The organism is Aureibaculum luteum, assembly GCF_003449015.1.
Lineage (GTDB): Bacteria > Bacteroidota > Bacteroidia > Flavobacteriales > Flavobacteriaceae > Aureibaculum > Aureibaculum luteum.
The window spans coordinates 243,617-268,183 of sequence record NZ_QRGD01000008.1; the positions used below are offsets into that span (position 1 = coordinate 243,617).

The following is a 24,567-nucleotide window of genomic DNA, read 5'->3' on the forward strand; positions in this document are numbered from 1 at the left end:
AGAAATATTATATCCAATAAGATAAATTATGAAGATTAGAAACCAATGTACAACATAGAACAGAAATTTTTATAAAACGTTTCAATTAATGCCGGAATTGAAGAAAAGATTTGAGATAAGGAGTATCGGGACTTAGTGAGAATTTACCGAACAATAACAAATAAATTAAAATAAATATGTCTTAATTTGCTAAATATGGATATGTTTTATATATTTGAGTATGAATATAAGTTTTACAAAAGAACAGGAAAAGTATATTTCTAAGCAAGTTGCTACCGGAGAATACCAAAACAATAGTGAAGTAATTCGGGATGCAATAAGACTACATCAAATTTATAGAGATAAAGTAATTGCTGATTTACGTAATGAAATAGAGAAGGGTCTAGATAGCGGCATCAGTAAACGTTCAGTTCAGGATATCATCAAGTCTAAAAAAAGGTCTAGGAAAACAGTATGATGATTGATAAAAATTTTAATTATCAATTATCGAAAGATGCAGATCAAGATTTAGACAGTATTTTTGATTATACTGAAAAAGAACATTCTTTTGATCAAGCCATAAAGTATTTATCCGAAATTGAGGAAACCTTTTTTCAAATTGCCAGCAGTCCAAATCTTGGAAAAGAACGTGTAGAATTAAAAAGAGGAATATATAGTTTACAAGTAAATTATCATCTTGTCTTTTACAAAATTCATTCCGATCATGTTCTAATTGTAAGAGTTTTACATGGTCGAAGAGATCTGCCAAAATTCATTAAATAACTATGAGTCCAAATCACAGATACTAATATTCAATGTTACAGATAGGACACTATCTCGGTGTTTAATATAAAGTTCAAAGTTTAAATAAACGATCAAAATAACGGTAGGCAATTGGATTACTCATTCAAAAAGTAATAACTTGTATATATAAGCGATATAACAACAATAGGGTTATACGTATGTTGCATGTCTCTTAATAAAATGTTCCAACAAACATCTCAGTCATTTTCGAATTACAAAAACAATGTCATAAAACAATTCGTGTTGAGTCAATTTGTAATAACTTTGATTGCATTTAAAAAAAAATGAAGTGTATATAGAGCTGGAAAATTACATAAAAAATCGTGTAGCCGTTGAGCAGAAAGAATTAGAAAAAATAGCATCTTGTTTCAAACCAATTAAAACGGTGAGAAATGAAATGTTATGCAATTTTGGGCAGGTGTGTAATCACTTTTATTTTATTAAAAAGGGATGTTTAAGGCTTTACGAAATAGATAATAAAGGAAATGAGATAACAGGATATTTTGCTTTGGAAAATAGTATCATCTCTGCAAACACTAGTTTCATTCTTCAAAAACCGTCTAGAGATTGTTTGGTTTCATTGGAGCCTTCAGAATTGTTAGTAATTTCACGCAATGATTTTTATAAATTAGTTGACACTACTCCCTCTTTTGCAAGCATTTATCATCAATTTATAGAATTTGCATTTATTCATTCTCAAATGCGTATTTATAGTTTTTTAGGCATGGAAGGAATTGACAAACTCAAATGGGTGATGGAGCATGAGCCCAAATTACTTTCTCGAATTTCTAGTAAAGCAGTTGCTTCTTATTTAGGGATGACAAATTCAACCTTGAGTAAACTTCGCTCAAAACTAAATGAAACGTTGTCATAGGACAACTTTTAAATCTTCAATACTCATCAACTTTGTAAGATCATTTGGCAATTCAGCTAGATGATTAAAAAACATAAAAACCATGAGTGAGTTAAAAAAAGTTTTCGTTTACACAGAGTTGCAAATTTCGGTTCCATTTACAGAAGTGGCTTGGAAAAAAATTAATGAAGGAATTAAAAAGCAAGAAGGTTTTGTTAGAAAAACTTGGCTTTCAGGCTTAAATTCTAACACGGTAGGTGGTTTATATGAATTTAATTCATTAGAAAGTGCTCAAAAATTCGCATGGGACTATTTTCCAAATGAACCAAGAGCTTTTGGTGTAAGCTTTCAAACAAAGATTTTTGATGGGGAAATTGTGGAAGACGCAAGTAGAGATATGAAATCCCCACATTATAACTACTAATCTATAATAGTATTAGATAGAGGAAACTCTAGCCTAAAAACTAGAGTTTCCTCTATTCTCAATTAAGAAAAAAATTAAATGAAACATATACTCTTTATTGTGACCAGCACCGATATAACTGGTACAGGGAAACACCCTGCTGGATACGAATTTTCAGAAATTGCCGATCCTTATTTTGAATTTATTAATGATGGATACACAGTAGATTTCGCAAGTATTTTGGGAGGAACCCCACCATTTGTAGACTACAATTCGTCTCAAAAAATCAGTAAGAAGTTTAAAGAAAGTAATGGATTTAAAAGACTGAATTTTAGTCATAAACTAGTTAATGTAGACATTGATGCATATGACGCCATTTTCTTTCCTGGTGGTTTAGGTTTAATGACTGATATGTTAAATAATCCATTAGTAAAAAAAATAATTAAAAACGTTTATGAAAATGGAAAAGTTATTGGAGCTGTTTGCCATGGGCCTACAGCTTTACTTAATGTTAAATTATCTGATGGAAGTAACTTACTAGAAGGAAAAAAAATTAATTCATTTACAAAAAAAGAGGAAGAGGAAGACAAACATTTGCTAGGAGATGTAATTCCATTCATGCTTGATGAAGAATTGATAAAGCAAGGAGCCATATTTTCCTATACAGAACCATTTAAACCATTTGTTATCAATGATGGGAATTTAGTTACAGGACAAAATCCTGCATCCGCATCAGGTGTTGCTTTAAAAATGATAAATATAATAACCTATAATTAAATATTATGGAAATGAAACTCCCATTACCGCCTTTTACTTTTGAGACAGCTAAACAAAAAGTGCAATTGGCTGAAGATATTTGGAATACAAAAGACCCCGAAAAAGTTATTTTGGGTTATAGTATGAATACCGAATGGAGAAACAGGTCAGAATTTCTTAATGGACGAAATGAAATAAAAGACTTTTTAAAATTAAAATGGCAAAAAGAACTGGAATATAAACTCAAAAAGGAATTATGGAGTTTTCACGAAAATAGAATTGCAGTTCGATTTGAGTATGAGTATAGAGATATTAATCAAAATTGGTTTAGAGCGTATGGAAACGAAAATTGGGAATTTGACAATAATGGATTAATGACAAAACGTTACGCAAGTATAAACGACCTACCCATTAGTGAGATTGAAAGAAAAATAAAATAAAAAGTCATATAACAATGTAAAAGAGCAATATCGGTTCGGGTGAAAACTCGAACCGATATTGCTTTAAATTCAGTATATTGTTATCCGAAAGGCAGGTGCGGTTTAATCCGCTAATGCTGTTATACTAACAGTTGCAAAACATTTGAGGAAAATCGAAATACTGAATGAAAAAAGTCATAATTACAGGAAGCTCAAGAAATGATGGAGATACCAAAACTCTGACGAATGAACTGTTAAAAAAATCAAATTGGGACATTATTGACTTGAACGATTATAATTTCGGATATTACGATTATGAACATAAATATGAAAATGATGATTATATAAAATTAATGCGGAAAATAATTGACAAATATGATACTCTGATTTTTGCAACACCAGTTTATTGGTATTCAATGAGCGGAATTATGAAAGTGTTTTTTGACAGAATAACTGATTTGTTAGAAATTGAAAAAGACCTTGGACGAAAATTACGTGGAAAAAATATGGCTGGAATTAGTTGTTCAATTGGAAATAATTTAGGCGATGTTTTTTGGCTTCCGTTTTCAGAAACTGCAAAATATTTAGGAATGAATTATATCGGAAGTTTACATACAATAACTGAAGAAATAAACGAGCTGGAATTAGAGAAGTTTATAAGTAAAGTTGGAAAGTAATTACCTGTGGCTTCCATAACACAATGACTATCTAAATCTAAGTGGTTGCTAAACTTCTTAAAGCCTGAAACATTGTTTTTAAACTGATAGTAATTGCCACAAGAGTCTGTATCATCAAAAACTAAATGACTAAGGCCAATTCCGAAATATTTAATATCTTTATTCCTAATAAAATGTTTTTTGAAAGGACAACCTACGCGAGTTTTAACGACTTAAAATCGAGGTCTTAAAGCCTCATAGAACTGTAAGAAATCTGCGTAAAAATTGAAGAATGAGATTCTTGAATACCTTATAAAAAAAATAAAAGATGAACAAAAAGAGTGAGGATTATCAATGTTGTCGAAGTCTAAGCTTCAACGTATACATTAACCTTAATGCTCTCTTTTATTCTTTCTGATTAAGTATCTAATTTAATGAATTACAAACTTAAGTTGTATATAATTAATTGCTAGTTCTGTGATTTCTTGGAAATTCCTTCGGAATTTCCACTGGTTCGTTCAATTTTGTTATTTTAGTTACTTAAACACGCAACGACATCATCCACGAATACGTTACCTAACATTATGGACCATCCAGAAACTTATCTACAAAACCAATGCAAAGTATAGCAATACTTCCTTTCAAAAACATTTCAAAAAAAACGGAGTATTCTTATCTCTGCTCTGCTATTCCTATAGAAATCACACACCTGCTTACTAATCAAGAAAAACTGAAAATTATTTCTGTAAATAGAACATCTTCCTTTAGTGAAGTACCTGATTATTACGAAAAATTGAACGCTGATTTATTAATGGAGGGGACATTATTAGCCTCAGATAATCAAGTACGAATAACCATACAAATTATAAGCGGTAAAGATAGTACTTGTTTGTTTTCCTCAAAATTTGATGAGCCTACTACTAACCTATTCAAATTACTTGACAACATTTCGGCTAAAATTATTAGATATTTAAATCTGGAACTCATAGAGAACAACATTAAAATAGATTCGAATGCTTACAATTATTATCTAAAAGGTATACATCATTGGAACCTTTGGGATGAAAATAACATAGAAAAGGCTATCTCCTTATTTGAAAAATCAATAAAAATTGAGCCAGAATTTGCGTTGGCTTATGCACGTTTATCCAATTGCTGGTCTTTATTGGCCGGAATTCAAAAAGGTAACATACTGAAAAATTATAGTACTGCAAAAACTGCAGCATTAAAAGCCATGAAATTGAATTCTTCCTTACTGGAAGCACATTTATCTTTGGCACTTATTAAACTTATCAATGATGTTGATATTTCAGGAGCTTTTTATTCTTTTCAAATGGCATTTACTATCAATAACCATTCTTCAGAAACGCATTACTATTACTCATTTTATTTACTCGTGATTGGTGAGTATAAAAAAGCCTTAAAATATCTCAAATATGCTCTAAATCGTAATCCTTTTAACATTCAAATGAACAGCACCTATGGGTTTGCATTACTATTAGCAAGTGATTATGTAGGTGCTAAAAAACAATTAAAAAAAACACTTTCTTTTGCTCCTGATTCTGATGCTTCATATGATGCACTTTTCTGGGTGTATATGGAAACAAAAGAATTTGCTTTAGCTGAAAAATTAATCACAGACAATGCATCAAGGGTGATACATTCACCTGCTGCACAGGTAGCACTGTATCATAGAATGGGGTTAAAAGAAAAGAAAAATAAATGGATAAAAAAAGTAGTGTCAAATTTAAACAAAGACACCTACAAAAATCATTACAGAGAAGCTTCTATTGCCTATCTTAATATAGACGCAATAGAAAAAGGAATGAACTATCTTGAATTATTTTATAAAGAAAGAATAGGGTTTATTATGGTGTTAACCCACCCCGCATGGAAAACATTTAGAGAAAGTAGAAAATTTTATAAATATAAAAAGAGGTTAAATTTATTACGCCCTCCTGTTTTATCAGACGAGTTTCCTCAAGTTGTTCGAGAGATGATGGTTATAGCTTCTTCAACCAAAGAAGAATTATCTATCAATATCTTTGATTTACTATACATTGAAGCACAAAACATTTATTCGAAAGTTGTTTGGAAGAAAGATGGAGAAGTAAAAGAAACTTTTTTGAGAGTAGCACTCTCCAAAATTATAGACCAGACTATAAATCATCAACTGTACAGGTGCCATAACTCGTTTATCATCAATACAAATATTCCATACCAAATTAAAGGGAATAGAAAATCAATGAAATTGACCCTAAAAGAGCATACATTTGAAATACCTGTTTCCAGAAACAAAACTTCCAATATTCACAAATATCTCAAAACAGATATCGCTTTCTCTAAATAAAATCCCATCTACAACTTTTTATTCCCGATTACCACTCAATTTTCTATTATCAACTACTCTCAATTAGTTTTGTATCTCAAACAAAATAAAACATAATGAAAAGATTATTATTAACAACGGCAATACTTGTAGCAACATTCTTAATCACATTTGATGGCAATTCTCAACAAGAGATGCAAATGAGTCATAAAAAAAAATCTAACGCGAAAATGGAAAAATCTACCAGTCAAATAATTAAATTAAAAAAAGGAGAATTATTTCTGGTAATATCTTCTACAACGAAGCCAGAAGTTGGAAACCTAATGAATGACTATTTTGGTAAAGTATTTCCTGTAGCCGCAAAAAATGGATTTAAACCATTAGCCAATTTAACAATTGATAAAATTGTTTCTGGATATTACAAACCTAATAACTTTTTTGGATTATACACTTGGCCAAGTATGATGGCAGTTCAAGCATTTTTAAAAGAATTACCAAATTCGGAACTCACACCTATGAGGAAGAAAATTTGGACAGAATTAAAACAAAATATTGTGAGTGTGGAGAAGGATTTTGAATTCACTTTATATTCTGATAAAATATATGAAATACAAACAATATTTAGTGATATGCCTATTGATGAAGATAAAAACAAATCGTTGGCAAAAAAATATAATGGCAAAATTGTACTAAGTTTTCCAATAGCTGGATATGAAGATTTAAATAACGGTAAAGGTCCCAATCAAATTGTTATTATAGAATGGAAATCTAATAAAGATGCAACTAAATACCGAACAAAAAAGAGTAAATATATGGTTGAAGAATCTTTTTTAACTCATTTGGAGGTTCCGAAAAATAAATAACGATAACTTCAATTTTAGAATTTTATTATGAAGATTACAATTACAAAATCACTAGTAGGAGCTGCATTAATTGGCAGCTCTTTACTATTCCTCTTCAGTTTTCAAAAACATCAGGATGTTCAAAAAACATACGAAAAAGGAGTCAAATTATTTCAAAAAAATTATGAAAATTATTCATACTACATCGAAGGCGTTGGCAATGTGAAAATTGATAACGTAACATTAAATGATGTGAGTCTTACTACGGATTACCATTATTTTTCTGAAGGAGAAAACAGAAAAGGAAATAGTTTTCATAAACTTCAACCTGACGGTTCTTATAAAGGTACTTGGAAAACCACAGCAGATAATGGGAATTACTACCAAGGAAATTCTAGTTATAAGTTTAATGAAGACGGAACGGCATTTGGCAAATGGGACTGGAGTGGAATGCCTGGTATCTATGAAATTCGTATTGATAAAAATGAATGATAACCACAATAAAGTTAATTTACATAAAAACTGCATAACTTAATAATATCTTAACGTTGGGTAACAAAGTGCTCCGTCCTGAATATAGGCGACATCATTTTAAACATTATGTATAAAAATGACAAAGTAATTAGACGTTACAGCGAACCTTTTATCGCTATACCAAAGGAAAAATAAAAAAATAGTAGCAGATAAAGAAATAGCGAATTGATATGAAAATTATTTACGAACCGATCTAGTTTTTCTAGGTCACAAATATCAATCCCTAAAAATCAAATCTATAATTCATCTTAAATGCAACTCCCAAACTTTGACGCGCTATTGCTTGATTATAGTCATCTGAAACCACCAAATAGATATAAGACAATGGCTTGTATTCCCATTGTAAGCGACTATTGATATTAAAATTGTCGTACTGGGTATTATATTGCACATAAGTAGTCCAATTTAATCGGTTTGAAAAGAAAACCTCTCCAGTAAATTGTGCCAAATGAAACGTATCACTTCCTAATTCTTTTAAATCAATATCATTACGCTCATACCTCAATTGAAATCTTGCTAAGGGCATTAATCTGTACTGCATATCTACCGCGAAACGGCTTCTTTGACCACTATAATAGCTACCAAAACTAAAGGAACCCCCATATTGAAGTTTTTTATTGTCTGCAGAAGAATATTCTAAACCAGAATTCACATAATTATATTGATCGACCGCTATGGCATTTCCATTATTCAACGGGTCAAATGCATATTTTAAATTTACATACTCATGGGTTACCCATCCATAAATAGAAGACTGGTTTCTAAACGTAAGCTCACTATTAAAAACACTTGTAGATTGTGAAACATTACCCTTATCATCCCAATATGTATTATTTGATAAATTAAAATAGCGGTAATTATCAATTTTTTTAGAGTCTTTATAAAATTTAGCCAACGTAAATTGACCACTAGATTCTGTGTACCCCTCTCTTATGACACTTTCTGAATTAGCATCATAGTTATACAAACGAGGCACAAAACCAACATCAGTAATATAATTTTTTTCAACTTTTCTAATCCCAGAGAAACCAGATACATTTATATTATTGTACCAAACTCCTACATTGTAAAAATTATTAGCACCAGAAATATCACTGGTATTGCTACCTGCATAATTGGCCAATCCTGTCCATTTTTTGTTTTTTGATTTATAATCTAGGTTAACGCCTCCAACTCTGTTATAATCATTTACAAATGTATAACCGTCTATTTCTTGTCTGTTCACAAGAAACGCCGTGGCTGTAAATGCATTGGAAAGTTGTTGCTGAATCACAAAGGTGCTAAAGTTTTTCGAAGAAATAGCACCTTCTTCTTTGGTGGCCACATTAAGTACGCCTACACGTGTTTTCTTGGCAATATTTCCTGATAACTTTAATCCAAATGATATATCACTATCAGCACCAATTCTTCTGGAATAAAAGGGATTTACGCCATCTACACCTAAGTTATTAAAAAGATCGCTGTTTTCTAAAAAGAAATTTCGACGCTCTGGAAAATATAGGGCAAAACGACTCAAATTAGTTACTTGTTGATCTACATCTATCTGTGAAAAATCAGGATTAATTGTAGCATCTAATTTTAATGAAGAACTCAGATTATATTGAATATCTAAACTAGGCTTAAAATTAGAATCTTTGGCGTCCTTCACGACATCTTCTTGATAATTCATAGTTACAGAAGGGGTCACAGCAAAACGAGAAGATTTAATTTCTGATAAACTTTCAACTACAAAGGGTTTTGAAAATCGTAAATCAAATTGACGATAATTTCGCTCTATCGGGGTACTTGTTGTCCATTCGTTGATTTTAATATCACGAGTATGGAACATCACTCCCCAATTTGGATTGCCTTCTTTATATCCTAGGGCCTTTAAAGGAATTTCTATTTCGAAGTATTTTAAATTTCCCTTTACAGACGTTCTAGCATTCCAAACAGTATTCCAGCTGGTACTTACCCAAAAACCATCCCCTTTTCTAGATACCAAGGCATCTATTAATGCACCTCCCATATTAACAATAAAGAAATACCCAGACTGTTGAAGGTTATAGGTGTCAATAACGATGGAAAAAGAATCACTAGACGCACCTGTTTCTCCAATAGCATCTCGTTTTAAAGAGCCTATTTGCACATCAGAAGTCGTGTCGTGATAAACGGCACTTATATAAAGATTTTTTCCATTATGAAACATTCTAACCACCGTTTTATTAGCAGCTAAATCTCCATTGTCAGGAATGTATTTTATGAAATCACCCTGTATATCAAGTTCATCCCAAATGGGTTCATTTAACTCTCCATCTAACTTAATATTAGTATTATTAAAAACTATCTTGTCCGACTCAGACTGAGCACGAATATTAAAAATTGCTAAAAAAAGGATTAAAAGAATTACAACTCTCTTCATTTATTCAAATTAAAATTAAACATGGTGCTATGTATCATAATGCACATTTGAATGGCTAATCTATTGGATGATTCGATTGTAACTTTGAATAATAGACTAAATAGACATTTCTATCTTTAGAAAGGTGTAAATTGAAGAATAGAAGATTGGTCTATGGAATTCACCTATATAACTTCTGCAATTCATATTTGAGCGATTTTTAACGTGCAGGCTTATTAAAGTTGTATTTTAGTGCGCTGATGAGTAGCATTAAAAACACACCTTTCTTTTTTGGTATTCCACTTGTTAAACATATACTATTTTGGCTTGTTGTTTACACCTATTTTATTCTTACAATAGACATTGAATATTATGGAAGTTACAAACAGGCAATAGAATTTAGAACCATTTTAATTTCCATACAAATAGTTATAGCCTATCCATGCCTTTATTTATTAATACCAAGGTATTTAAATACAAAAAAATATTTGAGGTTTAGTATAGGTTTATTTCTGCTATTGGTAGTTGCTTATATGCTTTTCATTTACATCATCGAGTTTTATTATCAACCTAAATATTTTGTAAGTACAGAGACTCTTACTAAGTATGATTCTATTAAAGGGTTTTGGAGCTACAGTATTAACATTCAGAAGTTTGCAGGTAAATCTATTAAGTTTTTAACGCCAACTACCTTATTAGTAATTGCTAAATTTTATAAAGAGCAGCAAACACTCATGCAACTGAACGAGCAAAAAAAATCATCTGAACTCAACACCTTAAAACATCAATTAAATCCACACTTTTTATTTAATACACTTAACAACTTATATGCTTTAACTCTAGATAAATCTGACGAAGCTCCTGAGGTCATTGCAAAACTCTCAGAGATGTTGGACTATATGTTATATGGCTGCAATAATAAATATGTAGCGCTTCAAAAAGAAATTGAATTAATAGAGAATTACCTCGCCCTAGAAAAAGTTCGTTATGGGAGTAGAGTTACAATTCAATTTGATAAAAATGTCGATTCTAGAGTTAATATAGCACCTTTAATTCTTTTAACCTTTATTGAGAATGCTTTTAAACATGGAGTTTCTCAAGAATTAAAAAAAGCTTTTATTAATATTGAGATACATTTAAAAGGAAATAATATTCATTTCAATATCGTAAATTCAATTGCCGAAAACAATGTGACAACTCAAAAAGAAAACATCGGCCTCTCTAACGTCAAAAAACAATTAGACTTTCTGTATCATAAAACATATTCTTTAACAATAAAAGAAGAAAATAATCGGTTTAATGTTGATTTAAAATTGCCAGTCAAATGAAGTTCAAATGCTTAATCATTGATGATGAAGAATTGGCAAGAGGTTTAATAAAAAACCATTTGTCTCAATTAGCTGATTTTGAATTGGTAGCAACCTATGCCAGTGCTATTGAGGCAAGTAAGATACTACAAGAGGAAACCATAGATTTGATATTTTTAGATATTGAAATGCCCGTTTTAAAAGGTACAGACTTCTTTAAAAATTTATTACACAAACCCAAAGTTATTTTCACTACAGCCTATAGGGAATATGCTATTGAAGGCTTTGAACTCAACGCAGTAGATTATATTTTAAAACCCATTACGTTTCAACGTTTCTTTAACGCAATAGAAAAATTTAGGACCTTGCAAAGAGGCAGTGTAATAACTCCCATTACAGTTCCTTCATCAGAAAGTAAAGATGCCTTTATTTATATTAGAAAAGATCGTAAACAAGTAAAAGTTCACTTAGAATCTATCTTGTATATCGAAAGTCTAAAGGATTATGTAAAAATACATTTAGCTAGAGAAAATCATGTTACCAAATCTAGTATCTCCTCTTTTGAAACCAAGTTAGACCAACGCTTTGTTAGAGTACATCGTTCCTATATTATCAATAAAGACAAAATTACTGCTTATACAAAGAATGATATTGAAATTGGGCAAATTGAAATTCCTATTGGTGAAAATTTTAGGAAGAATATCTCTGCTTTTTTGACATAACATGTGGTACTTTAAAACAGTATTGTCTTCTTTGATAAGTTCAATAGTATTATTGACAAAGTCAAAAATGAAGCGTAATTGTGATATTTTGATTCGAATAGAAAACGCTGATTAAGATCCCTACACCAACGGATCATACACGCCAGTGTATATTCCATAGATTCGGGCATTTACGAAAAAGTTGGTGGTATAAATCTTACAGAATATGAACAACGGTTGCTTTTATTTTTTTAATTTAGAGCATTTATAAATTAAAAAAATAAAAGCACACAACTCTATGTAAAATTGCATTGGTCAAATAGTCTGTCTTCGCTAACGCTTCACAAAGCTATTTAATCAAAGTCGCTAAAGCTCAATTTTCACTTAACGTTGGTAGTAATTTATTGAAAATACAAAATTTAACAAATGAATAAAAACGAATTAATATTTTTTTTTGAAAGAGACTTAAAGAAGTTAATCACTGAAATAGAACTTTATAAGAATGAAGAAAATATTTGGAGAATAGAAAAAAATATTTCTAATTCAGCTGGTAATTTAACACTTCATTTAATTGGAAATTTACACACATTTATTGGGAAAGAAATTGGGAAAACAGACTATGTTAGGAATAGAGAGCTTGAATTTATCAATAAAAACGTTCCAAGAAAAGAGTTGATTGATAGTATAAACGACACCATCGAAATGGTTAAGAAATCATTAGTCTCTCTTACAGACGAAGAATTAAAAAAAGATTATCCTATTTTAAAGTTTCCAAAAGTAGAAACAAATGAATACTTATTAGTTCATTTAATAAACCATTTGACTTATCATCTTGGACAAATAAATTATCATAGGCGACTAATGGACGAATAAAAACTAACACCGTATAAAAACAATTACGGTTTAATACTTAATCAAAGATCGTTGCGTGTTTGTAACGTCTGATTTCCCCTCGGAAAATCCTCGCAAGTAAACACGCAACTTTACTTTTACATAAACATTAGCAACAAGGCTGAAAAAACCAACAAACCTTATCGAAAGTTTAATTAACCATATTACCAATTTCATTTCTGTTTCAAACGAGCTGAAAAACCGAATTGAATCAATTTGTGAAATTGAGATTTTTCCTAAAAATCATTATCTTCATAAGCCTAAAAGAATTTGTTCAAATACTTATTTTATAAATAAAGGACTTGCAAGAATTTATTACAAGAAAGGAGATAAAGAAATTACAGATAACTTTTCCGCTGAAAATGAATGGATAACTTCTATTTACAGCTTTCTTCAGAACATTCCCGACCATTTCCATATTCAAACTTTAGAAGAAACAGAACTCGTTAAAATTTCCTTAACCGACCTCGAAGAATGCTTTAAAGATTTTCCTGAAATGGAAAGGTTTGGGAGAATGCTGATTTCAAAATTCTTTTTGGAACAGTCCGAGCGTATTATCTCACTTCAGTTCAACTCTGCAAAAGAACGTTACCAATTCTTTGAACAAACTTCAAAAAACAAATTGCTACGAGTGCCACTTGGAATGTTGGCATCCCATTTAGGAATGACACAAGAAACTTTGAGTAGGGTCAGGTCGACAAAGGGCATTTTTTGATTTAAATCAAATTTAGGAACAGTCCAAATCAATATCTTTGACAAAAAAAATAAAGATGACTAACAAAACTTACGGAATAATCGGAATTGTAACGCCAATATTGTTTTTGACTGTTTATATTATCATGTCATCAATTCGTCCGGAATATTCAATGTTTACGAAAGCTGTTAGCGAACTTGGTTCACTCGATGCATCGAACAAATGGTTGTGGAATTCTTTCGGCTATATTCTTACAGGAATTTTAATCGCTATTTTTGCTATTGGACTTTATAAAAATATCACTATCACAAAATCAAGTAAATTGCCGCTTTACGGAATTTTATTAAGCGGTGTATTTATGACAGTATCAGGAATCTTCCCTGGCGATTTTGACAACCGACAATCAACGACAATGCTTTTGCATACAATGGGAAGTTTTGGAAGTTATATTTTCTTTTTAATTGGAGCATTTACTTATCCAAAGCAAATGCGAAAAAGCGAATACTGGAAACAAGCAATTAAACCAACATTAATTTTTACTTGGTTGACAATATTATTTGGCAGTTGGGCATTTATATTTCCAAACATTCCTGCTCTTGGTCAAAGAATTGTATTTTTCTTTTATTTTTTATGGATATTTTACACAGGCATTAAACTTTTCAATCATCGGAAAGAAAGCTCGGTTGCAAACAATATATATGAAAAAATAGGGCGAAATGGTTCTTAAACAAAGGCTTAGGCGTATTTACGAGGTCTCCAAATCTTTTGATTTGGCTTTTAGAAAAATAAATTAAAACAAAACACAAAAGATTTGACTTGTGGCTAAACCGAAAATAACTACTTGTTTTCTGTCCTACTTGTCATATATTTTAGGTTGTGCAACATTTGAAAAAAAAATCTAATGACCGCAAAAGAATTTATTGAAACTCTAAAAATAATCAGTCAAGATTATTCGGGAGAAATTCCGAAAAGGGAGATATTTTCTTTAGCTAAAGAATATCAGCAAATTCCAGTATTTGAGGTCGTGAAATTACTAAAAGATAAAAATGATAATCATAGGCTTGGAGCTGTTTCAATTTTAGATTGGAAAGCACGTAATAAGAAAACTTCCGAAGAAGAAAAGAAAGAAATATACAGAGCGTATATTGACAATCATAGTTGGATTGATAATTGGGGTTTGGTTGACAGAAGTGCACCTTATGTAATTGGAGGGTATTTACACAACAAGGACAAAAAGGTGTTATATGATTTAGCAAAGTCCAAAAATCCAATGGAACGTAGAACTGCAATTGTTAGTACTTATTATTTTATTCGGAAAAATCAAATAGAAGACACTTTTAGCATTGCAGAAATTCTCGTTTATGACAACGACGAATATGTCCAAAAAGCTGTTGGAAGTTGGATTAGGGAAGCAGGAAAGAGAGATGAAGATAAGCTAAAAAAGTTCCTAGGTAAACACGCTGAAAAAATGCCTAGAACAACTCTTCGTTATGCAATTGAAAAATTTGACAAGGAAACAAGAGAATACTTTTTAAATTTAAAAGAGCAAAATAGAAGCAAATAACATTAAACAAAATGAACAAAGATAGAATTACAGTTCAAACAAAAATTAAAGTATCAATCGAAAAAGTTTGGGAACTTTATAGAGAACCAAAGCATATAACCGAATGGAATTTTGCATCTAATGAATGGTGTTGCCCAAATGCAAAAAATGATTTACAGAAAAGCGGAGAATTTAACTTTCGAATGGAAGCCAAGGATGGAAGTATGGGTTTTGATTTTACAGGAAAATATGAAAAAGTAGTTCCAAACGAATTGATTTCTTATAAAATTGCGGACGGACGAGATGTTGACGTTGAATTTTCAAAAAGTGGAAATGAAGTGCATTTAAAACAAACATTTGATGCGGAAGGAACAAATTCAGATGAACTACAAAAAAAAGGCTGGCAAGCAATTCTTGATAATTTCAAAAAATATGTAATTGCAGAAAAGTAATTGGTGTTATGAGCGAAACAAGTAATTTTAAAACTGTTGATGAATATTTTAATACTCAACCAAAAGATACAAAGAAAGCTCTTTTGGTACTTAAGAACTGTATTCTAAATGTTGAACCAAATACTACTGAATTATTTAATTACAATATTCCAGCTTACTCATTAATAAATGGCGGAAAACGAGAACAACAGATTATGATTGCCGGTTATAAAAAGTACGTTGGATTTTATCCGCATCCGACAACTATGGAAAAGTTTGATAAAGAATTGAATGAATTTAAAAGAGGAAAAGGTTCTGTTCAATTTCCATTGAACAAACCACTTCCGTAAGACTTGATTGAAAGAATGGTTAATTATAGATTGCATTTATTAAAAAGTAAGTGAATGAAAAAAGCGAAAACCGTTGAAGAATATATAGCCAATTCAGACCAGAAATCTCAACCGATAATGGAACAACTTCAAGAAATAATAAAATCGTCATTTCCAGAAGCAGAAGAACGAATTGCGTGGAACGTCCCGAATTACAAACTCAATGGAGTTTTAACAGGTTTTGCTGCTTACTCGAAACACGTAAGTCTAGGATTTAGTGAAGGTGGTTTAAGCGATGAAGAACGAAAAAAGTTTGAAGACAATGGTTATATAACAGGAAAAGGAACTGTACAAATCAAATTTAACCAAGAAGTTCCAACAAAAATAATCAAGGAAACTTTAAAAACTCACGCCAAATTGAATACAGAAAATTAAAAAATATGGCAGAAAAACGTTTCTCTACAAAGAACTGAGTTAAAAGTTTAAATTAACGACTAATTCTTTTCCCTATTCAATTTTAATATTGAATTGATCTCTTTAATAAAAGTGGTCATAATTGCCTTTAAATTCTTAATAATCTCAACCAAAAATGCTTTCATAATTCCATATTTAAATAATTATACAATCCCATTAAAATGGACAAAGCCATCGCACTGATATTTTTAACTTTTAAAAAATAATCCCCTTCATCACTATTCGTTATAAACCCGGTTTCAATAAGTATAGTCGGACAATACTCAATGGTTTCCCTTAATACCTGAAAATTGTCAAACTTTACGCCACGTTTTTTAATACCTAGTTTTTCAGTACTTTCATTTAAGACAGAAAAACCAAGAGCAATTGAAGTTTTGGTAAAAGGTTTGCCCGTATTATGCACATAGACTTCCATTCCCTTTGAAATAACCTGAGAAGCATTACAGTGCAAAGAGACAAAAACATTAGCTTTTAATTCTTTAGTTAATTTACTTCTATCAGAGAGTGAAATCAAGGTGTCCGTATATCGTGTCAAATAGATATCGAATTTGCCATCAAACAATTTTTCATTTAGCCTGATTATTTCAGTTGCAATATTCAAAACCACATCTTTTTCTTGAATGTTTTTGAAACCGATTGCACCTGTATCTTTTCCACCATGCCCAGGATCAATTACAATTACTCTTTTTGATGTTTCATTTTGTCCGAAAACGAAGCATAGTTGCAAGAGTAACATCAAAAAAATGACGTTTTTGAGGGATGGCCTCTTCCAAAATTTTATAGTTATTAACATAGTACTTTCCAATTCTAATACCATTTGATGACAATCTGCATCAAAGGAATATAATCTTACTTAAAATTAATTTTATTCACAAATAACTGATATTCAGTATTTTGAATAACAATATACATTATTTTTAATATATCAAAATCAAATAAAAATTTTAAACAGATTTCTTATGAAAAAATCATCCGTATTGACCTCAGTAGTATTATTTATCTCAAATACCATTTTTGCACAAATAGGAGGTATCGAAGATTCCGTAAATGATGTTTCTCAAACCGTTCGCTCCATTTTCCCAATCATCTTAGGTGTTATTTTCCTAATTGGCTTCTTATTTAATGCTGGACATTTCTTCGGAGAAAATTCGGATTTAAAAAAGGGGATCACGCGCGTATTGGTCTTTGTCCTTATTGCAGGAGCTGTCGTAGGCATCTTTACCTATTTAATCGGAATTGTAGTTTAAGGCCTCATAGTGGCTTTATTAATATTAAAAACTTTGTGAGTATGAGAAAATTTGAAATATATAGAAATATGAGAAAGCAAGCCGAGATTATGGGCTTATCCATTTCACTCTTTGCCTTGATGATGACTTCCATTATCGGCTCATTGATGGTCATCATTTTCTCTTTCGGATTCATTGTGATTTTGACAGTGCTGATATTCAACATTGTCTTATACATCGCTCTGATATATATGACTAAAAACCCTTCTCATTTTTATTTAAAAAAAGTGTTTCCCAAAACAATTAGTAATAAAAAAGCCTGTCTTGCATACACTCATAAAATAGAATTTTATCAAAATTAATCTATGAAAAAAATAAACCTCTCTGCATACCATCCCATAGTTGATATTCAAGGGCATTTTGTTTTTGCCAATAATGGGAATGTCATTCTATGCTACAAAACAATACTTCCTGAAGTCTATTCACTTTCCGAAAAAGACTTTGAAGAATTACACGGTACTTGGTTTCAAGCATTCAAATCATTGCCAACTGCCACGGTTGTTCATAAGCAGGATATTTACCAAAAAGCTAATTATAAGGGAACAATACTGCTCAATCAAAGTTTTTTGCAAAAAGCGACTAACGACTATTTTAAAGGAAGGGAATATTTACAACATCATTGTTATTTGTTTTTTATCCTGCCACATAACAAAGCATTAAATGCTTCCAAATACACCAATCCTTTTCGTGATGTTGAAAAAAGCATTCATACGGAATTGGATCATAATGTTCAGGCGTTTATTTCATCCGTCAATGATGCCGTTTCTTTTGTCAACAATAGCAGAAAGGTGTCATTGTTACAATTGAACGAGAATGAAATTCTATTCTTAACCAGTACCTATTTTAACGGTTTTAATAAAGATTTCGATACAGATGTTTTGTTGAACAGTTCGGATATCGCCATTGGAGACCATCATTTTGATGTCATGGCTGTAAATAGTGAACTGTGCTTTGGCGATTCGGTTCAAAGCAGTAAACCAAATGATAAATTTACCTCCAACGATTTTATTTTCCATCAAGGTTTTATCGATGGATTGGGACTGGGTATCAATGAAAACCACATCGTTAATCAAATCTTATACTTGGATGATAAACACAAATGGAGAAAACTTTTAGAAAGGAAGATTGAAGAACTGAAGAAGAGTATCAATTTTGGAACACAAAACCGTGTGGTGCTAAAAAAGATTGAGCATATCCTTGGTCAAATCAATGAAGATGAAACCTCACAAATTATAAGAGGACATCTCAACATTATCTTCTGGTCTCGGGAAGCCCGAGAGCTAGAAACAATAGCTTCGAATATTAAAGCTGAGTTTAAGGAATTGGATATTATACCTTATTATCCAAAAGGCGAAGAACGAAAACACTATTTCGTCAACAGTTACTTTTGTTATAGTTCAAATTTTTCCAATGAAGATGTTTATGTTACTGATTTAAAACATGCTCTATGCATGTATATCAATAATACCAATTATCAATCGGATAAAACTGGCGTCATTTTTAATGACAGGCAGCATAACATTCCAGTTCTGAAAGATGTATGGGATGAACAAAAGAAACGCATCAAAGCAAGGAACTTTGCCATATTCGCTCCCACAGGAGAAGGGAAATCTTTTTTGGCCAATAATATTTTACGGCAGTATTTTGAAAGTGGCACACGAATAGTTATAATCGACTTGGGAGGTTCCTATGCGAAGTTTGCCAAACTCTATCCCAATGATCATGTGATTCTGCGTTACGAGCATGGTAAAAATTTGGGTATCAACCCATTTTATGTACCCGAAAGTGCTAATGGCACCGATGTAGATCCTGAGCGTTTGGAAGACCTAGCAGTTTTTTTATTAGAACTATTAGCTTCAAAAAAAGAAGCCTCGAAATCACAATCTGTAGCGTTGAAAAAAGTACTGCATTACTATTATCAGCAAACAAACAGCTCCCACTCATTGGCATCCTTATATAAATTCGTGGAAGCTCAAAAGAATAGTTTACTGAATACCCTTAACATTCATGAACGGCATTTAAACCTAAATGATTTTCTGCACATCCTTTCTGAATATGTGGGGAATGGACTCTACAGTTTTTTGTTCAATGTGAATAAAGACCAAACTTATCGAATTGAAGACAAACGCTTAATTGTTTTTGAACTAGATGAAGTCAAGGATAATAAAGAAATATTATCGGTCATGTTGAAATTGATCAAGTCTGCTATTCAACGCACCATTTGGCAAAATAAAGCGGAAAAAGGTATCATCCTTTTTGATGAGTTTGCCAAACAGCTCAAATTTGATAATGTATTGGAAAGTGTGGAATATTACTACCAAGCTATCCGTAAACAAAATGGAGCTATCGGTATAATTCTGCAATCCATCAACCAATTGCCAAACAATGCCACGTCTGCCAGTATCTTAGAAAACACTCAGGTCATTTACAGTCTATACAATGAAAAAGGCTATGAAGAATTACAAAACAGACTAAATCTGTCTTCACATGACCTTAATCAACTAAAGTCCATTAGGAACAATTTGACAGGTGAACGGAAATATACAGAGATGTTTATCAAAATTGGTAAAGAGAGCAATATTTTTAGGTTGGAAGTTCCGCCAGAAGTTTATGCAGCCTACCTCACAGACGGAGTAGAGAATGAGGCCATAATGAAACTCTACGAGGAACATCAAGATATGGAAAAAGCCATCAACCAATTCCTCAGGCATCGTCATTGAAGGCTTTAGTAAAATAAATTAAAATTCAAATCGGGTAATGCCCCTAACATCAAAAACTATGAAAAACAATATTAGTGCAATTGTATTATCCATTACAATAATAATACTTGTGTGTGCCAATGGCACGGCCCAGGGAGAGCCTGTTTATGACCACACAAGCTATGTTGAAATGGGGAAAGCGTTGACCGAAGCAGGAAAGCAAACCGATGAACTATTGAAAACGGTAAAATTTCTAGAGGAACAAAAAGAAAATATTGAAAAAGTAAGCAATGTTATCAAGCAATTAAAAGCCGTAAAAGAATTGGCAAAAAACAATGAACGCTTGTTTAATGTTGTAAAAGATGACTTAAAAGCCATCTTGAATTCGCCTTATGTCAAACCTGAGGAAATAGAACGCATTACAGAATCCTTTAACGCCATTATCGATAATGCGATAAAAAGTGTTGAGTTTATCGAGGAAATTTTATCAAACGACAATCTGAAAATGACCGATGGAGAGCGTTTGGAAATGATTAAAGCTAAAGAAGCTGAATCCAATGAAATGGTAGCGGAAATCAATCAAAAGACAAGATTGTACCAAGAGATCATTGCCTTTAGGGAAATGCAGGATAAAATCAATAACAGGGAAGCAAAATATTAAGCAATGTCAATCCTTCTACAAAGCAGCATGGGGCTGGAATATATAGATGCCGTTTTTACAACCATTAAAAGCAGTGAATTTTCCCATTATACCATCCTAGGGATGAAAACCTTGGCAGTGCTATTCTTTTTGGTCAACATACTTAAAAAGTACAATGAGGGCGTGGCAACCAAAGAAGGTTATACTTGGGGATTAACTCCTGCGGAACTAGCAAAGAATTTTGCCGTAGTGATTCTTGTCATTTTCTCAACGCAATTATTAGGTGTTTTTGATTCCATTCTGGTAACTATTGAAAGCCAATATGCGGATACCGCCCCTGCATTATTGCCTTTACAATTAAAGGACATTGATATTGAAACAAATGTTGGGATCATTGATGCTGCAAAGAAAGCCATGGCCTTGTTATATGAAGCATTGGTAACCCCATTCTTTGGACTAAGGATATTGTCCTTTATCATCGCTGTATTTCTATGGCTGTTGGATTTGTTTATCTATCCGTTGTTTTTGGCAGAAAGATTTTTCCTGTTGGGCATTATGCAAGCTTTTTTCCCTTTGGTTATAAGTCTGGCTGTATTTGAAAAATTTAGAGAAATGGCTTATAATTTCTTTAAGCTTTACGCTGGAGTATATATGCTCGTTCCTGCTTTTTTTCTCGTAAATGTATTTATCAATAACATTTATACGGAAATCAACACCAACTTTTGGAACAACCTCTTTGGAACGGATTGGGGAGAGCAGTATTTCGCACCATTGATCGAGTTTGGTTCAATAGGTTTTATAGTCCTATTAAAATTCAGATTGTACCGTAGGGCAACCACGTTTACCTTAAGACTCTTTACTGGCTAAGGATGTCTAAGACACATTTGACAATTAAAATAATGCTTAAAAAATCAATAAAAAACAAGAATGAAAACACCCTATGAAAATATTTATTCGCTATTAAAGCAAAATCGGTTTATTGTTTTATCTGTGGTAATTAGTTCCGCTAGCGTAGCAATTGTTTCAGTATTTATGGTAGTCCATCTCTATAATAAATCCGTAAACAATGCTTACATGGTCAATACAGATGGTCATGTAATACCCTTACAGCTTGTTTCACAAAAAGAAAATCTGGAAGTTGAAACCAAAGCACATTTGGAACTGTTTCATACTTATTTCTATAATATAGATGCCAGTAATTACGAAAAGAACTTATCGAAAGCATTATGGCTAGGAGATAGCACCGTAGATGCCATTTACCGACAAAAAAAGTCTGATGGCGTTTACAACCGTTTGTTACAGTATTCATTGGTGCAACGTGTAATCCGAATTGAATCCAATGTGGATTTACAAAAAGAGCCTTATCGTTTTGAATGTATAGTACTATTTGAAATTAACCGTGGGACTATGGTTGATACTTACGAGTTGACCACTACGGGAAGTTTGATTCATGTCGAGCGAAATTTCCCCAACAATACACATGGATTATTGATCACCAACTTTTTTGAAAAGACCTTGAAAAAAAGTGTAGCATCCAATTAAAATCACAAATTATGAAAATCCAAAAAAAGAAAATTGTATTCATTATTATTCTTGCTTCCATTCTGCTGTATATAATAGCATATGCAACGACTTTATTTAAGAAAGATGAGGATTCGGTCATAGAGAATAATGAAGTCCCAGTCCCAGAACTTATAGACGAACAAAAACAGTATAAATCAAAACTTGATGCCCTCAACGATTTAAAAGAAGTGAGGCAAACCAATGCACCAAGTATTTATGATGAACGTTTGTTAGATTCCACAGGAACGTATGACCCTAAGTTTATAGATAAGGAAAAGCAACGCATCATTGATAGTATTTACCGAAATGGACAAATTCAGTATTCAAATAGGAACTCCACTAGAACACATACCAATACAAATCCAGTCGATAGATTCAAAGATTCATTGAAGATGCTTCAAGAATTATTTACTTCCGCTAAAAGGATGGGAACAGAACATGAGCAATTTTTTGCATCAGATCCAACAACAAACGAGAACTCAAAAAAGGAAACCAATACGGATAAAGCCATTTATGTTGAAGTGGATGGCAATCAAGTGGTCAAAAAAGATTATCGCTTGCGTATGCGTTTAACAAAGGATGCTGTCATTAATAACAAGCTTATTCCCAAAAACTCACTTATCTATGGATTTATAAAATTTCAACCCAATAGGGCCATGATTGAAATTGAAAACATCAATCACGAACCCACCAAATTAAAAGCTTTTGACTTACAAGATGGAAGTGAAGGCATTTATGTGGAAAATAGTTTTAGGGGTGAAATTGCCAAAGAAGTTGCTGGAGAACTTATAGACGAAGTGAATATTCCCGGAGTGCCACAATTGGGAAGTGTAACCAAAGTATTTCAACGACATAACCGAAAAATAAAAGTAACCATCATCAATAATTACAAACTCATTTTAAAACCTCGTTAAGCTCCATAATGGACATTTAAAACAAATCCAAATGAAAATCTACATCTCAATAATACTATTAGCATATTCAGTTACATCCCAAACACAACAATCTTTGGACACTATTTATGCCAATGACAAAAAGAGTGTTGCCCTATTTTTTCCAACTCCAATACGACAAGGAATTACAGGCTCACAGCATTTTGTGTTTACTTATAACACAGAAACCGAACAGTATTTAGGTTTGTTACAGGCAAAGTCTGGAGCAACCAGTAATCTATTGGTCATTGGTGATGATGGTTCTGTTTTCTCTTATATTATTGCTTATAACAAAGAGCTTCAACAATTGAATTATTTTATCCCCAAAACAAATAGTATTGGAAATGAAATTCCAAAAAAGGTGGAAGACATAAATAAAATAGTAAAGCAAGATTCATTATTGAAAATTGAATTGTTGAATCCCTATCAATATAGAAAAGAATATTTTGAAAAATTTAGTGAACATTTGTTGACCAAAAGGCATCCAGTTCAAAAGGTTAAACATGGTAATGCAATTTTGTTTTCTCTAAAAAAGCTGATTTATGACCGTTCTGAAGTATACGCTGTCATTGAGATTAATAACAGGTCTGGAATAGACTTTGAAGTAGATTATATTAATTTTTATAGTGTGAATGCCAATAAAAGAATGAAGTCATCTTTTCAGCAATTAAAAATTCAACCTATATATATCTATAATTTTCCAAATAGATTTGTGAATGGAAAAACTACCATGTTTGTGGTTGTAATGCCTAAATTTACTTTAGGAAGTTCAGAAAAATTGTCTGTTCAGATTAAAGAGAAAAATGGGAATAGGGAGATGAAGTTGTAGATGCACGAACTATCGTTTATTAAGAATTAGCGTAAATGTCATAGTCTCATAAAACGTTCGTTTTATGAAATTTTTGGAAATATAAACAGATTTTTAAATCAGTTCTTCTAAATGTTCTACATTTTTAAGAAGGACATAATCTCGGTTAATAATGTTAGTATTATAAGTAAAATTAAATTTATCATTTTTAATTAATTGATATTTATTGGAGTTCTACAACAGCCATGTTCGTTTTATGAGACTTTTAACTTCATTCTTTGAATTGTAAAATCTTATTCCTGTAAATGATTAGT

The 24,567-nt window shown here is 31.7% G+C and carries 29 protein-coding genes and 1 pseudogene; 27 read left to right on the forward strand and 3 right to left on the reverse strand.

Going from position 1 to position 24,567, the window contains the following annotated elements:
• Positions 1–220 precede the first annotated feature (220 nt).
• From D3P13_RS17655 to D3P13_RS17685, 7 genes are all read left to right on the forward strand, one after another.
• Positions 221–457, forward strand: coding sequence for a type II toxin-antitoxin system ParD family antitoxin (locus D3P13_RS17655; protein ID WP_117884200.1), 237 nt, complete (start codon positions 221–223; stop codon positions 455–457).
• The gene (locus D3P13_RS17660; RefSeq protein ID WP_117884201.1) at positions 454–762 is read left to right on the forward strand and encodes a type II toxin-antitoxin system RelE/ParE family toxin; all 309 of its coding nucleotides are present in this window, start codon (positions 454–456) and stop codon (positions 760–762) included. The genes D3P13_RS17655 and D3P13_RS17660 overlap by 4 nt, the downstream gene beginning before the upstream one ends.
• Before the next feature lie 310 nt (positions 763–1,072).
• Positions 1,073–1,657 carry a Crp/Fnr family transcriptional regulator gene (locus tag D3P13_RS17665; protein WP_157972956.1) on the forward strand — a complete coding sequence of 195 codons (585 nt, stop codon included), beginning with the start codon at positions 1,073–1,075 and terminating at the stop codon, positions 1,655–1,657.
• Positions 1,658–1,739: 82 nt separating this feature from the next.
• Positions 1,740–2,060, forward strand: coding sequence for a YdhR family protein (locus tag D3P13_RS17670; protein WP_117884203.1), 321 nt, complete (start codon positions 1,740–1,742; stop codon positions 2,058–2,060).
• Between the two features lie 78 nt (positions 2,061–2,138).
• Positions 2,139–2,816 (forward strand): type 1 glutamine amidotransferase domain-containing protein, encoded by a 678-nt coding sequence (locus tag D3P13_RS17675; RefSeq protein ID WP_117884204.1) that lies wholly within the window; start codon positions 2,139–2,141, stop codon positions 2,814–2,816.
• Between the two features lie 5 nt (positions 2,817–2,821).
• A complete protein-coding gene (locus D3P13_RS17680; RefSeq protein WP_198680060.1) occupies positions 2,822–3,235 on the forward strand; it encodes a nuclear transport factor 2 family protein in 414 nt (137 codons plus the stop codon).
• Positions 3,236–3,399: 164 nt separating this feature from the next.
• Positions 3,400–3,891 (forward strand): flavodoxin family protein, encoded by a 492-nt coding sequence (locus tag D3P13_RS17685; RefSeq protein ID WP_117884206.1) that lies wholly within the window; start codon positions 3,400–3,402, stop codon positions 3,889–3,891.
• Here the strand turns inward: D3P13_RS17685 and D3P13_RS22505 are convergent.
• A pseudogene (locus D3P13_RS22505) lies at positions 3,888–4,061 on the reverse strand (IS110 family transposase); the annotation flags it as partial. The gene D3P13_RS17685 and the pseudogene D3P13_RS22505 sit on opposite strands and share 4 nt — an antisense overlap.
• A gap of 425 nt (positions 4,062–4,486) precedes the next feature.
• Between D3P13_RS22505 and D3P13_RS17695 the strand changes: the two are divergent.
• The 3 genes from D3P13_RS17695 to D3P13_RS17705 all read left to right on the forward strand — a co-directional run bounded on the left by D3P13_RS17695 (position 4,487) and on the right by D3P13_RS17705 (position 7,533).
• Positions 4,487–6,220 carry a LytTR family transcriptional regulator DNA-binding domain-containing protein gene (locus D3P13_RS17695; protein ID WP_117884207.1) on the forward strand — a complete coding sequence of 578 codons (1,734 nt, stop codon included), beginning with the start codon at positions 4,487–4,489 and terminating at the stop codon, positions 6,218–6,220.
• A gap of 95 nt (positions 6,221–6,315) precedes the next feature.
• Positions 6,316–7,062: a hypothetical protein gene (locus D3P13_RS17700; RefSeq protein WP_117884208.1), complete on the forward strand. Its 747-nt coding sequence runs from the start codon at positions 6,316–6,318 to the stop codon at positions 7,060–7,062.
• A gap of 27 nt (positions 7,063–7,089) precedes the next feature.
• Entirely contained in the window at positions 7,090–7,533 is a 444-nt protein-coding gene (locus D3P13_RS17705; RefSeq protein ID WP_117884209.1) for a hypothetical protein, read from the forward strand.
• Positions 7,534–7,798: 265 nt separating this feature from the next.
• Here the strand turns inward: D3P13_RS17705 and D3P13_RS17710 are convergent, their stop codons facing one another.
• On the reverse strand, positions 7,799–9,976 hold the full coding sequence (locus tag D3P13_RS17710; protein ID WP_117884210.1) for a DUF5916 domain-containing protein: 2,178 nt from the start codon (positions 9,974–9,976) through the stop codon (positions 7,799–7,801).
• Between the two features lie 239 nt (positions 9,977–10,215).
• Here D3P13_RS17710 and D3P13_RS17715 point away from each other — a divergent pair, with 239 nt between their 5' ends.
• The 9 genes from D3P13_RS17715 to D3P13_RS17755 all read left to right on the forward strand — a co-directional run bounded on the left by D3P13_RS17715 (position 10,216) and on the right by D3P13_RS17755 (position 16,286).
• The gene (locus D3P13_RS17715) at positions 10,216–11,283 is read left to right on the forward strand and encodes a sensor histidine kinase (protein WP_117884211.1); all 1,068 of its coding nucleotides are present in this window, start codon (positions 10,216–10,218) and stop codon (positions 11,281–11,283) included.
• Complete coding sequence (locus D3P13_RS17720) at positions 11,280–11,984, forward strand: LytR/AlgR family response regulator transcription factor (protein ID WP_117884212.1); 705 nt, start codon at positions 11,280–11,282, stop codon at positions 11,982–11,984. Before D3P13_RS17715 ends, D3P13_RS17720 begins: the two co-directional genes overlap by 4 nt.
• Positions 11,985–12,389: 405 nt before the next feature.
• A complete protein-coding gene (locus tag D3P13_RS17725) occupies positions 12,390–12,836 on the forward strand; it encodes a DinB family protein (protein ID WP_117884213.1) in 447 nt (148 codons plus the stop codon).
• Between the two features lie 247 nt (positions 12,837–13,083).
• Entirely contained in the window at positions 13,084–13,569 is a 486-nt protein-coding gene (locus D3P13_RS22480) for a Crp/Fnr family transcriptional regulator (RefSeq protein ID WP_394336476.1), read from the forward strand.
• A gap of 55 nt (positions 13,570–13,624) precedes the next feature.
• Positions 13,625–14,275 carry a DUF998 domain-containing protein gene (locus tag D3P13_RS17735; RefSeq protein WP_117884214.1) on the forward strand — a complete coding sequence of 217 codons (651 nt, stop codon included), beginning with the start codon at positions 13,625–13,627 and terminating at the stop codon, positions 14,273–14,275.
• A gap of 174 nt (positions 14,276–14,449) precedes the next feature.
• Positions 14,450–15,112: a DNA alkylation repair protein gene (locus D3P13_RS17740; RefSeq protein ID WP_117884215.1), complete on the forward strand. Its 663-nt coding sequence runs from the start codon at positions 14,450–14,452 to the stop codon at positions 15,110–15,112.
• 11 nt (positions 15,113–15,123) lie between these two features.
• A complete protein-coding gene (locus D3P13_RS17745; protein ID WP_117884216.1) occupies positions 15,124–15,543 on the forward strand; it encodes an SRPBCC family protein in 420 nt (139 codons plus the stop codon).
• An 8-nt stretch (positions 15,544–15,551) separates the two neighbouring features.
• The gene (locus D3P13_RS17750; RefSeq protein ID WP_117884217.1) at positions 15,552–15,872 is read left to right on the forward strand and encodes an iron chaperone; all 321 of its coding nucleotides are present in this window, start codon (positions 15,552–15,554) and stop codon (positions 15,870–15,872) included.
• A gap of 54 nt (positions 15,873–15,926) precedes the next feature.
• Complete coding sequence (locus tag D3P13_RS17755) at positions 15,927–16,286, forward strand: iron chaperone (RefSeq protein ID WP_117884218.1); 360 nt, start codon at positions 15,927–15,929, stop codon at positions 16,284–16,286.
• Between the two features lie 160 nt (positions 16,287–16,446).
• Here the strand turns inward: D3P13_RS17755 and D3P13_RS17760 are convergent, their stop codons facing one another.
• On the reverse strand, positions 16,447–17,061 hold the full coding sequence (locus D3P13_RS17760; RefSeq protein WP_232829236.1) for an N-acetylmuramoyl-L-alanine amidase family protein: 615 nt from the start codon (positions 17,059–17,061) through the stop codon (positions 16,447–16,449).
• Positions 17,062–17,284: 223 nt separating this feature from the next.
• Between D3P13_RS17760 and D3P13_RS17765 the strand changes: the two genes are divergently transcribed.
• The 8 genes from D3P13_RS17765 (at position 17,285) to D3P13_RS17800 (ending at position 24,274) form a co-directional block, all read left to right on the forward strand.
• Positions 17,285–17,572 carry a hypothetical protein gene (locus D3P13_RS17765; RefSeq protein ID WP_117884219.1) on the forward strand — a complete coding sequence of 96 codons (288 nt, stop codon included), beginning with the start codon at positions 17,285–17,287 and terminating at the stop codon, positions 17,570–17,572.
• Positions 17,573–17,640: 68 nt separating this feature from the next.
• Complete coding sequence (locus D3P13_RS17770) at positions 17,641–17,913, forward strand: hypothetical protein (protein ID WP_317124802.1); 273 nt, start codon at positions 17,641–17,643, stop codon at positions 17,911–17,913.
• A gap of 3 nt (positions 17,914–17,916) precedes the next feature.
• Complete coding sequence (locus D3P13_RS17775; protein ID WP_117884221.1) at positions 17,917–20,331, forward strand: TraG family conjugative transposon ATPase; 2,415 nt, start codon at positions 17,917–17,919, stop codon at positions 20,329–20,331.
• Between the two features lie 58 nt (positions 20,332–20,389).
• On the forward strand, positions 20,390–20,971 hold the full coding sequence (locus D3P13_RS17780) for a conjugal transfer protein (protein WP_117884262.1): 582 nt from the start codon (positions 20,390–20,392) through the stop codon (positions 20,969–20,971).
• 27 nt (positions 20,972–20,998) lie between these two features.
• Complete coding sequence (locus tag D3P13_RS17785) at positions 20,999–21,817, forward strand: hypothetical protein (RefSeq protein ID WP_232829234.1); 819 nt, start codon at positions 20,999–21,001, stop codon at positions 21,815–21,817.
• 60 nt (positions 21,818–21,877) lie between these two features.
• Positions 21,878–22,492: a conjugal transfer protein TraK gene (locus D3P13_RS17790; protein WP_117884223.1), complete on the forward strand. Its 615-nt coding sequence runs from the start codon at positions 21,878–21,880 to the stop codon at positions 22,490–22,492.
• 11 nt (positions 22,493–22,503) lie between these two features.
• A complete protein-coding gene (gene traM / locus D3P13_RS17795; protein ID WP_117884224.1) occupies positions 22,504–23,427 on the forward strand; it encodes a conjugative transposon protein TraM in 924 nt (307 codons plus the stop codon).
• Positions 23,428–23,458: 31 nt separating this feature from the next.
• Positions 23,459–24,274: a DUF4138 domain-containing protein gene (locus D3P13_RS17800; protein ID WP_117884225.1), complete on the forward strand. Its 816-nt coding sequence runs from the start codon at positions 23,459–23,461 to the stop codon at positions 24,272–24,274.
• Positions 24,275–24,567 lie beyond the last annotated feature (293 nt).

Coding starts and splice junctions, on each gene's coding strand:
- D3P13_RS17655 (WP_117884200.1), top strand. CDS start 221: ATGAATATAAGTTTTACAAAAGAACAGGAAAAGTATATTTCTAAGCAA.
- D3P13_RS17660 (WP_117884201.1), top strand. CDS start 454: ATGATGATTGATAAAAATTTTAATTATCAATTATCGAAAGATGCAGAT.
- D3P13_RS17670 (WP_117884203.1), top strand. CDS start 1,740: ATGAGTGAGTTAAAAAAAGTTTTCGTTTACACAGAGTTGCAAATTTCG.
- D3P13_RS17675 (WP_117884204.1), top strand. CDS start 2,139: ATGAAACATATACTCTTTATTGTGACCAGCACCGATATAACTGGTACA.
- D3P13_RS17680 (WP_198680060.1), top strand. CDS start 2,822: ATGGAAATGAAACTCCCATTACCGCCTTTTACTTTTGAGACAGCTAAA.
- D3P13_RS17685 (WP_117884206.1), top strand. CDS start 3,400: ATGAAAAAAGTCATAATTACAGGAAGCTCAAGAAATGATGGAGATACC.
- D3P13_RS17695 (WP_117884207.1), top strand. CDS start 4,487: ATGCAAAGTATAGCAATACTTCCTTTCAAAAACATTTCAAAAAAAACG.
- D3P13_RS17700 (WP_117884208.1), top strand. CDS start 6,316: ATGAAAAGATTATTATTAACAACGGCAATACTTGTAGCAACATTCTTA.
- D3P13_RS17705 (WP_117884209.1), top strand. CDS start 7,090: ATGAAGATTACAATTACAAAATCACTAGTAGGAGCTGCATTAATTGGC.
- D3P13_RS17710 (WP_117884210.1), bottom strand. CDS start 9,976: ATGAAGAGAGTTGTAATTCTTTTAATCCTTTTTTTAGCAATTTTTAAT.
- D3P13_RS17715 (WP_117884211.1), top strand. CDS start 10,216: ATGAGTAGCATTAAAAACACACCTTTCTTTTTTGGTATTCCACTTGTT.
- D3P13_RS17720 (WP_117884212.1), top strand. CDS start 11,280: ATGAAGTTCAAATGCTTAATCATTGATGATGAAGAATTGGCAAGAGGT.
- D3P13_RS17725 (WP_117884213.1), top strand. CDS start 12,390: ATGAATAAAAACGAATTAATATTTTTTTTTGAAAGAGACTTAAAGAAG.
- D3P13_RS17735 (WP_117884214.1), top strand. CDS start 13,625: ATGACTAACAAAACTTACGGAATAATCGGAATTGTAACGCCAATATTG.
- D3P13_RS17740 (WP_117884215.1), top strand. CDS start 14,450: ATGACCGCAAAAGAATTTATTGAAACTCTAAAAATAATCAGTCAAGAT.
- D3P13_RS17745 (WP_117884216.1), top strand. CDS start 15,124: ATGAACAAAGATAGAATTACAGTTCAAACAAAAATTAAAGTATCAATC.
- D3P13_RS17750 (WP_117884217.1), top strand. CDS start 15,552: ATGAGCGAAACAAGTAATTTTAAAACTGTTGATGAATATTTTAATACT.
- D3P13_RS17755 (WP_117884218.1), top strand. CDS start 15,927: ATGAAAAAAGCGAAAACCGTTGAAGAATATATAGCCAATTCAGACCAG.
- D3P13_RS17760 (WP_232829236.1), bottom strand. CDS start 17,061: ATGTTACTCTTGCAACTATGCTTCGTTTTCGGACAAAATGAAACATCA.
- D3P13_RS17765 (WP_117884219.1), top strand. CDS start 17,285: ATGAAAAAATCATCCGTATTGACCTCAGTAGTATTATTTATCTCAAAT.
- D3P13_RS17770 (WP_317124802.1), top strand. CDS start 17,641: ATGAGAAAGCAAGCCGAGATTATGGGCTTATCCATTTCACTCTTTGCC.
- D3P13_RS17775 (WP_117884221.1), top strand. CDS start 17,917: ATGAAAAAAATAAACCTCTCTGCATACCATCCCATAGTTGATATTCAA.
- D3P13_RS17780 (WP_117884262.1), top strand. CDS start 20,390: ATGAAAAACAATATTAGTGCAATTGTATTATCCATTACAATAATAATA.
- D3P13_RS17785 (WP_232829234.1), top strand. CDS start 20,999: ATGGGGCTGGAATATATAGATGCCGTTTTTACAACCATTAAAAGCAGT.
- D3P13_RS17790 (WP_117884223.1), top strand. CDS start 21,878: ATGAAAACACCCTATGAAAATATTTATTCGCTATTAAAGCAAAATCGG.
- traM (WP_117884224.1), top strand. CDS start 22,504: ATGAAAATCCAAAAAAAGAAAATTGTATTCATTATTATTCTTGCTTCC.
- D3P13_RS17800 (WP_117884225.1), top strand. CDS start 23,459: ATGAAAATCTACATCTCAATAATACTATTAGCATATTCAGTTACATCC.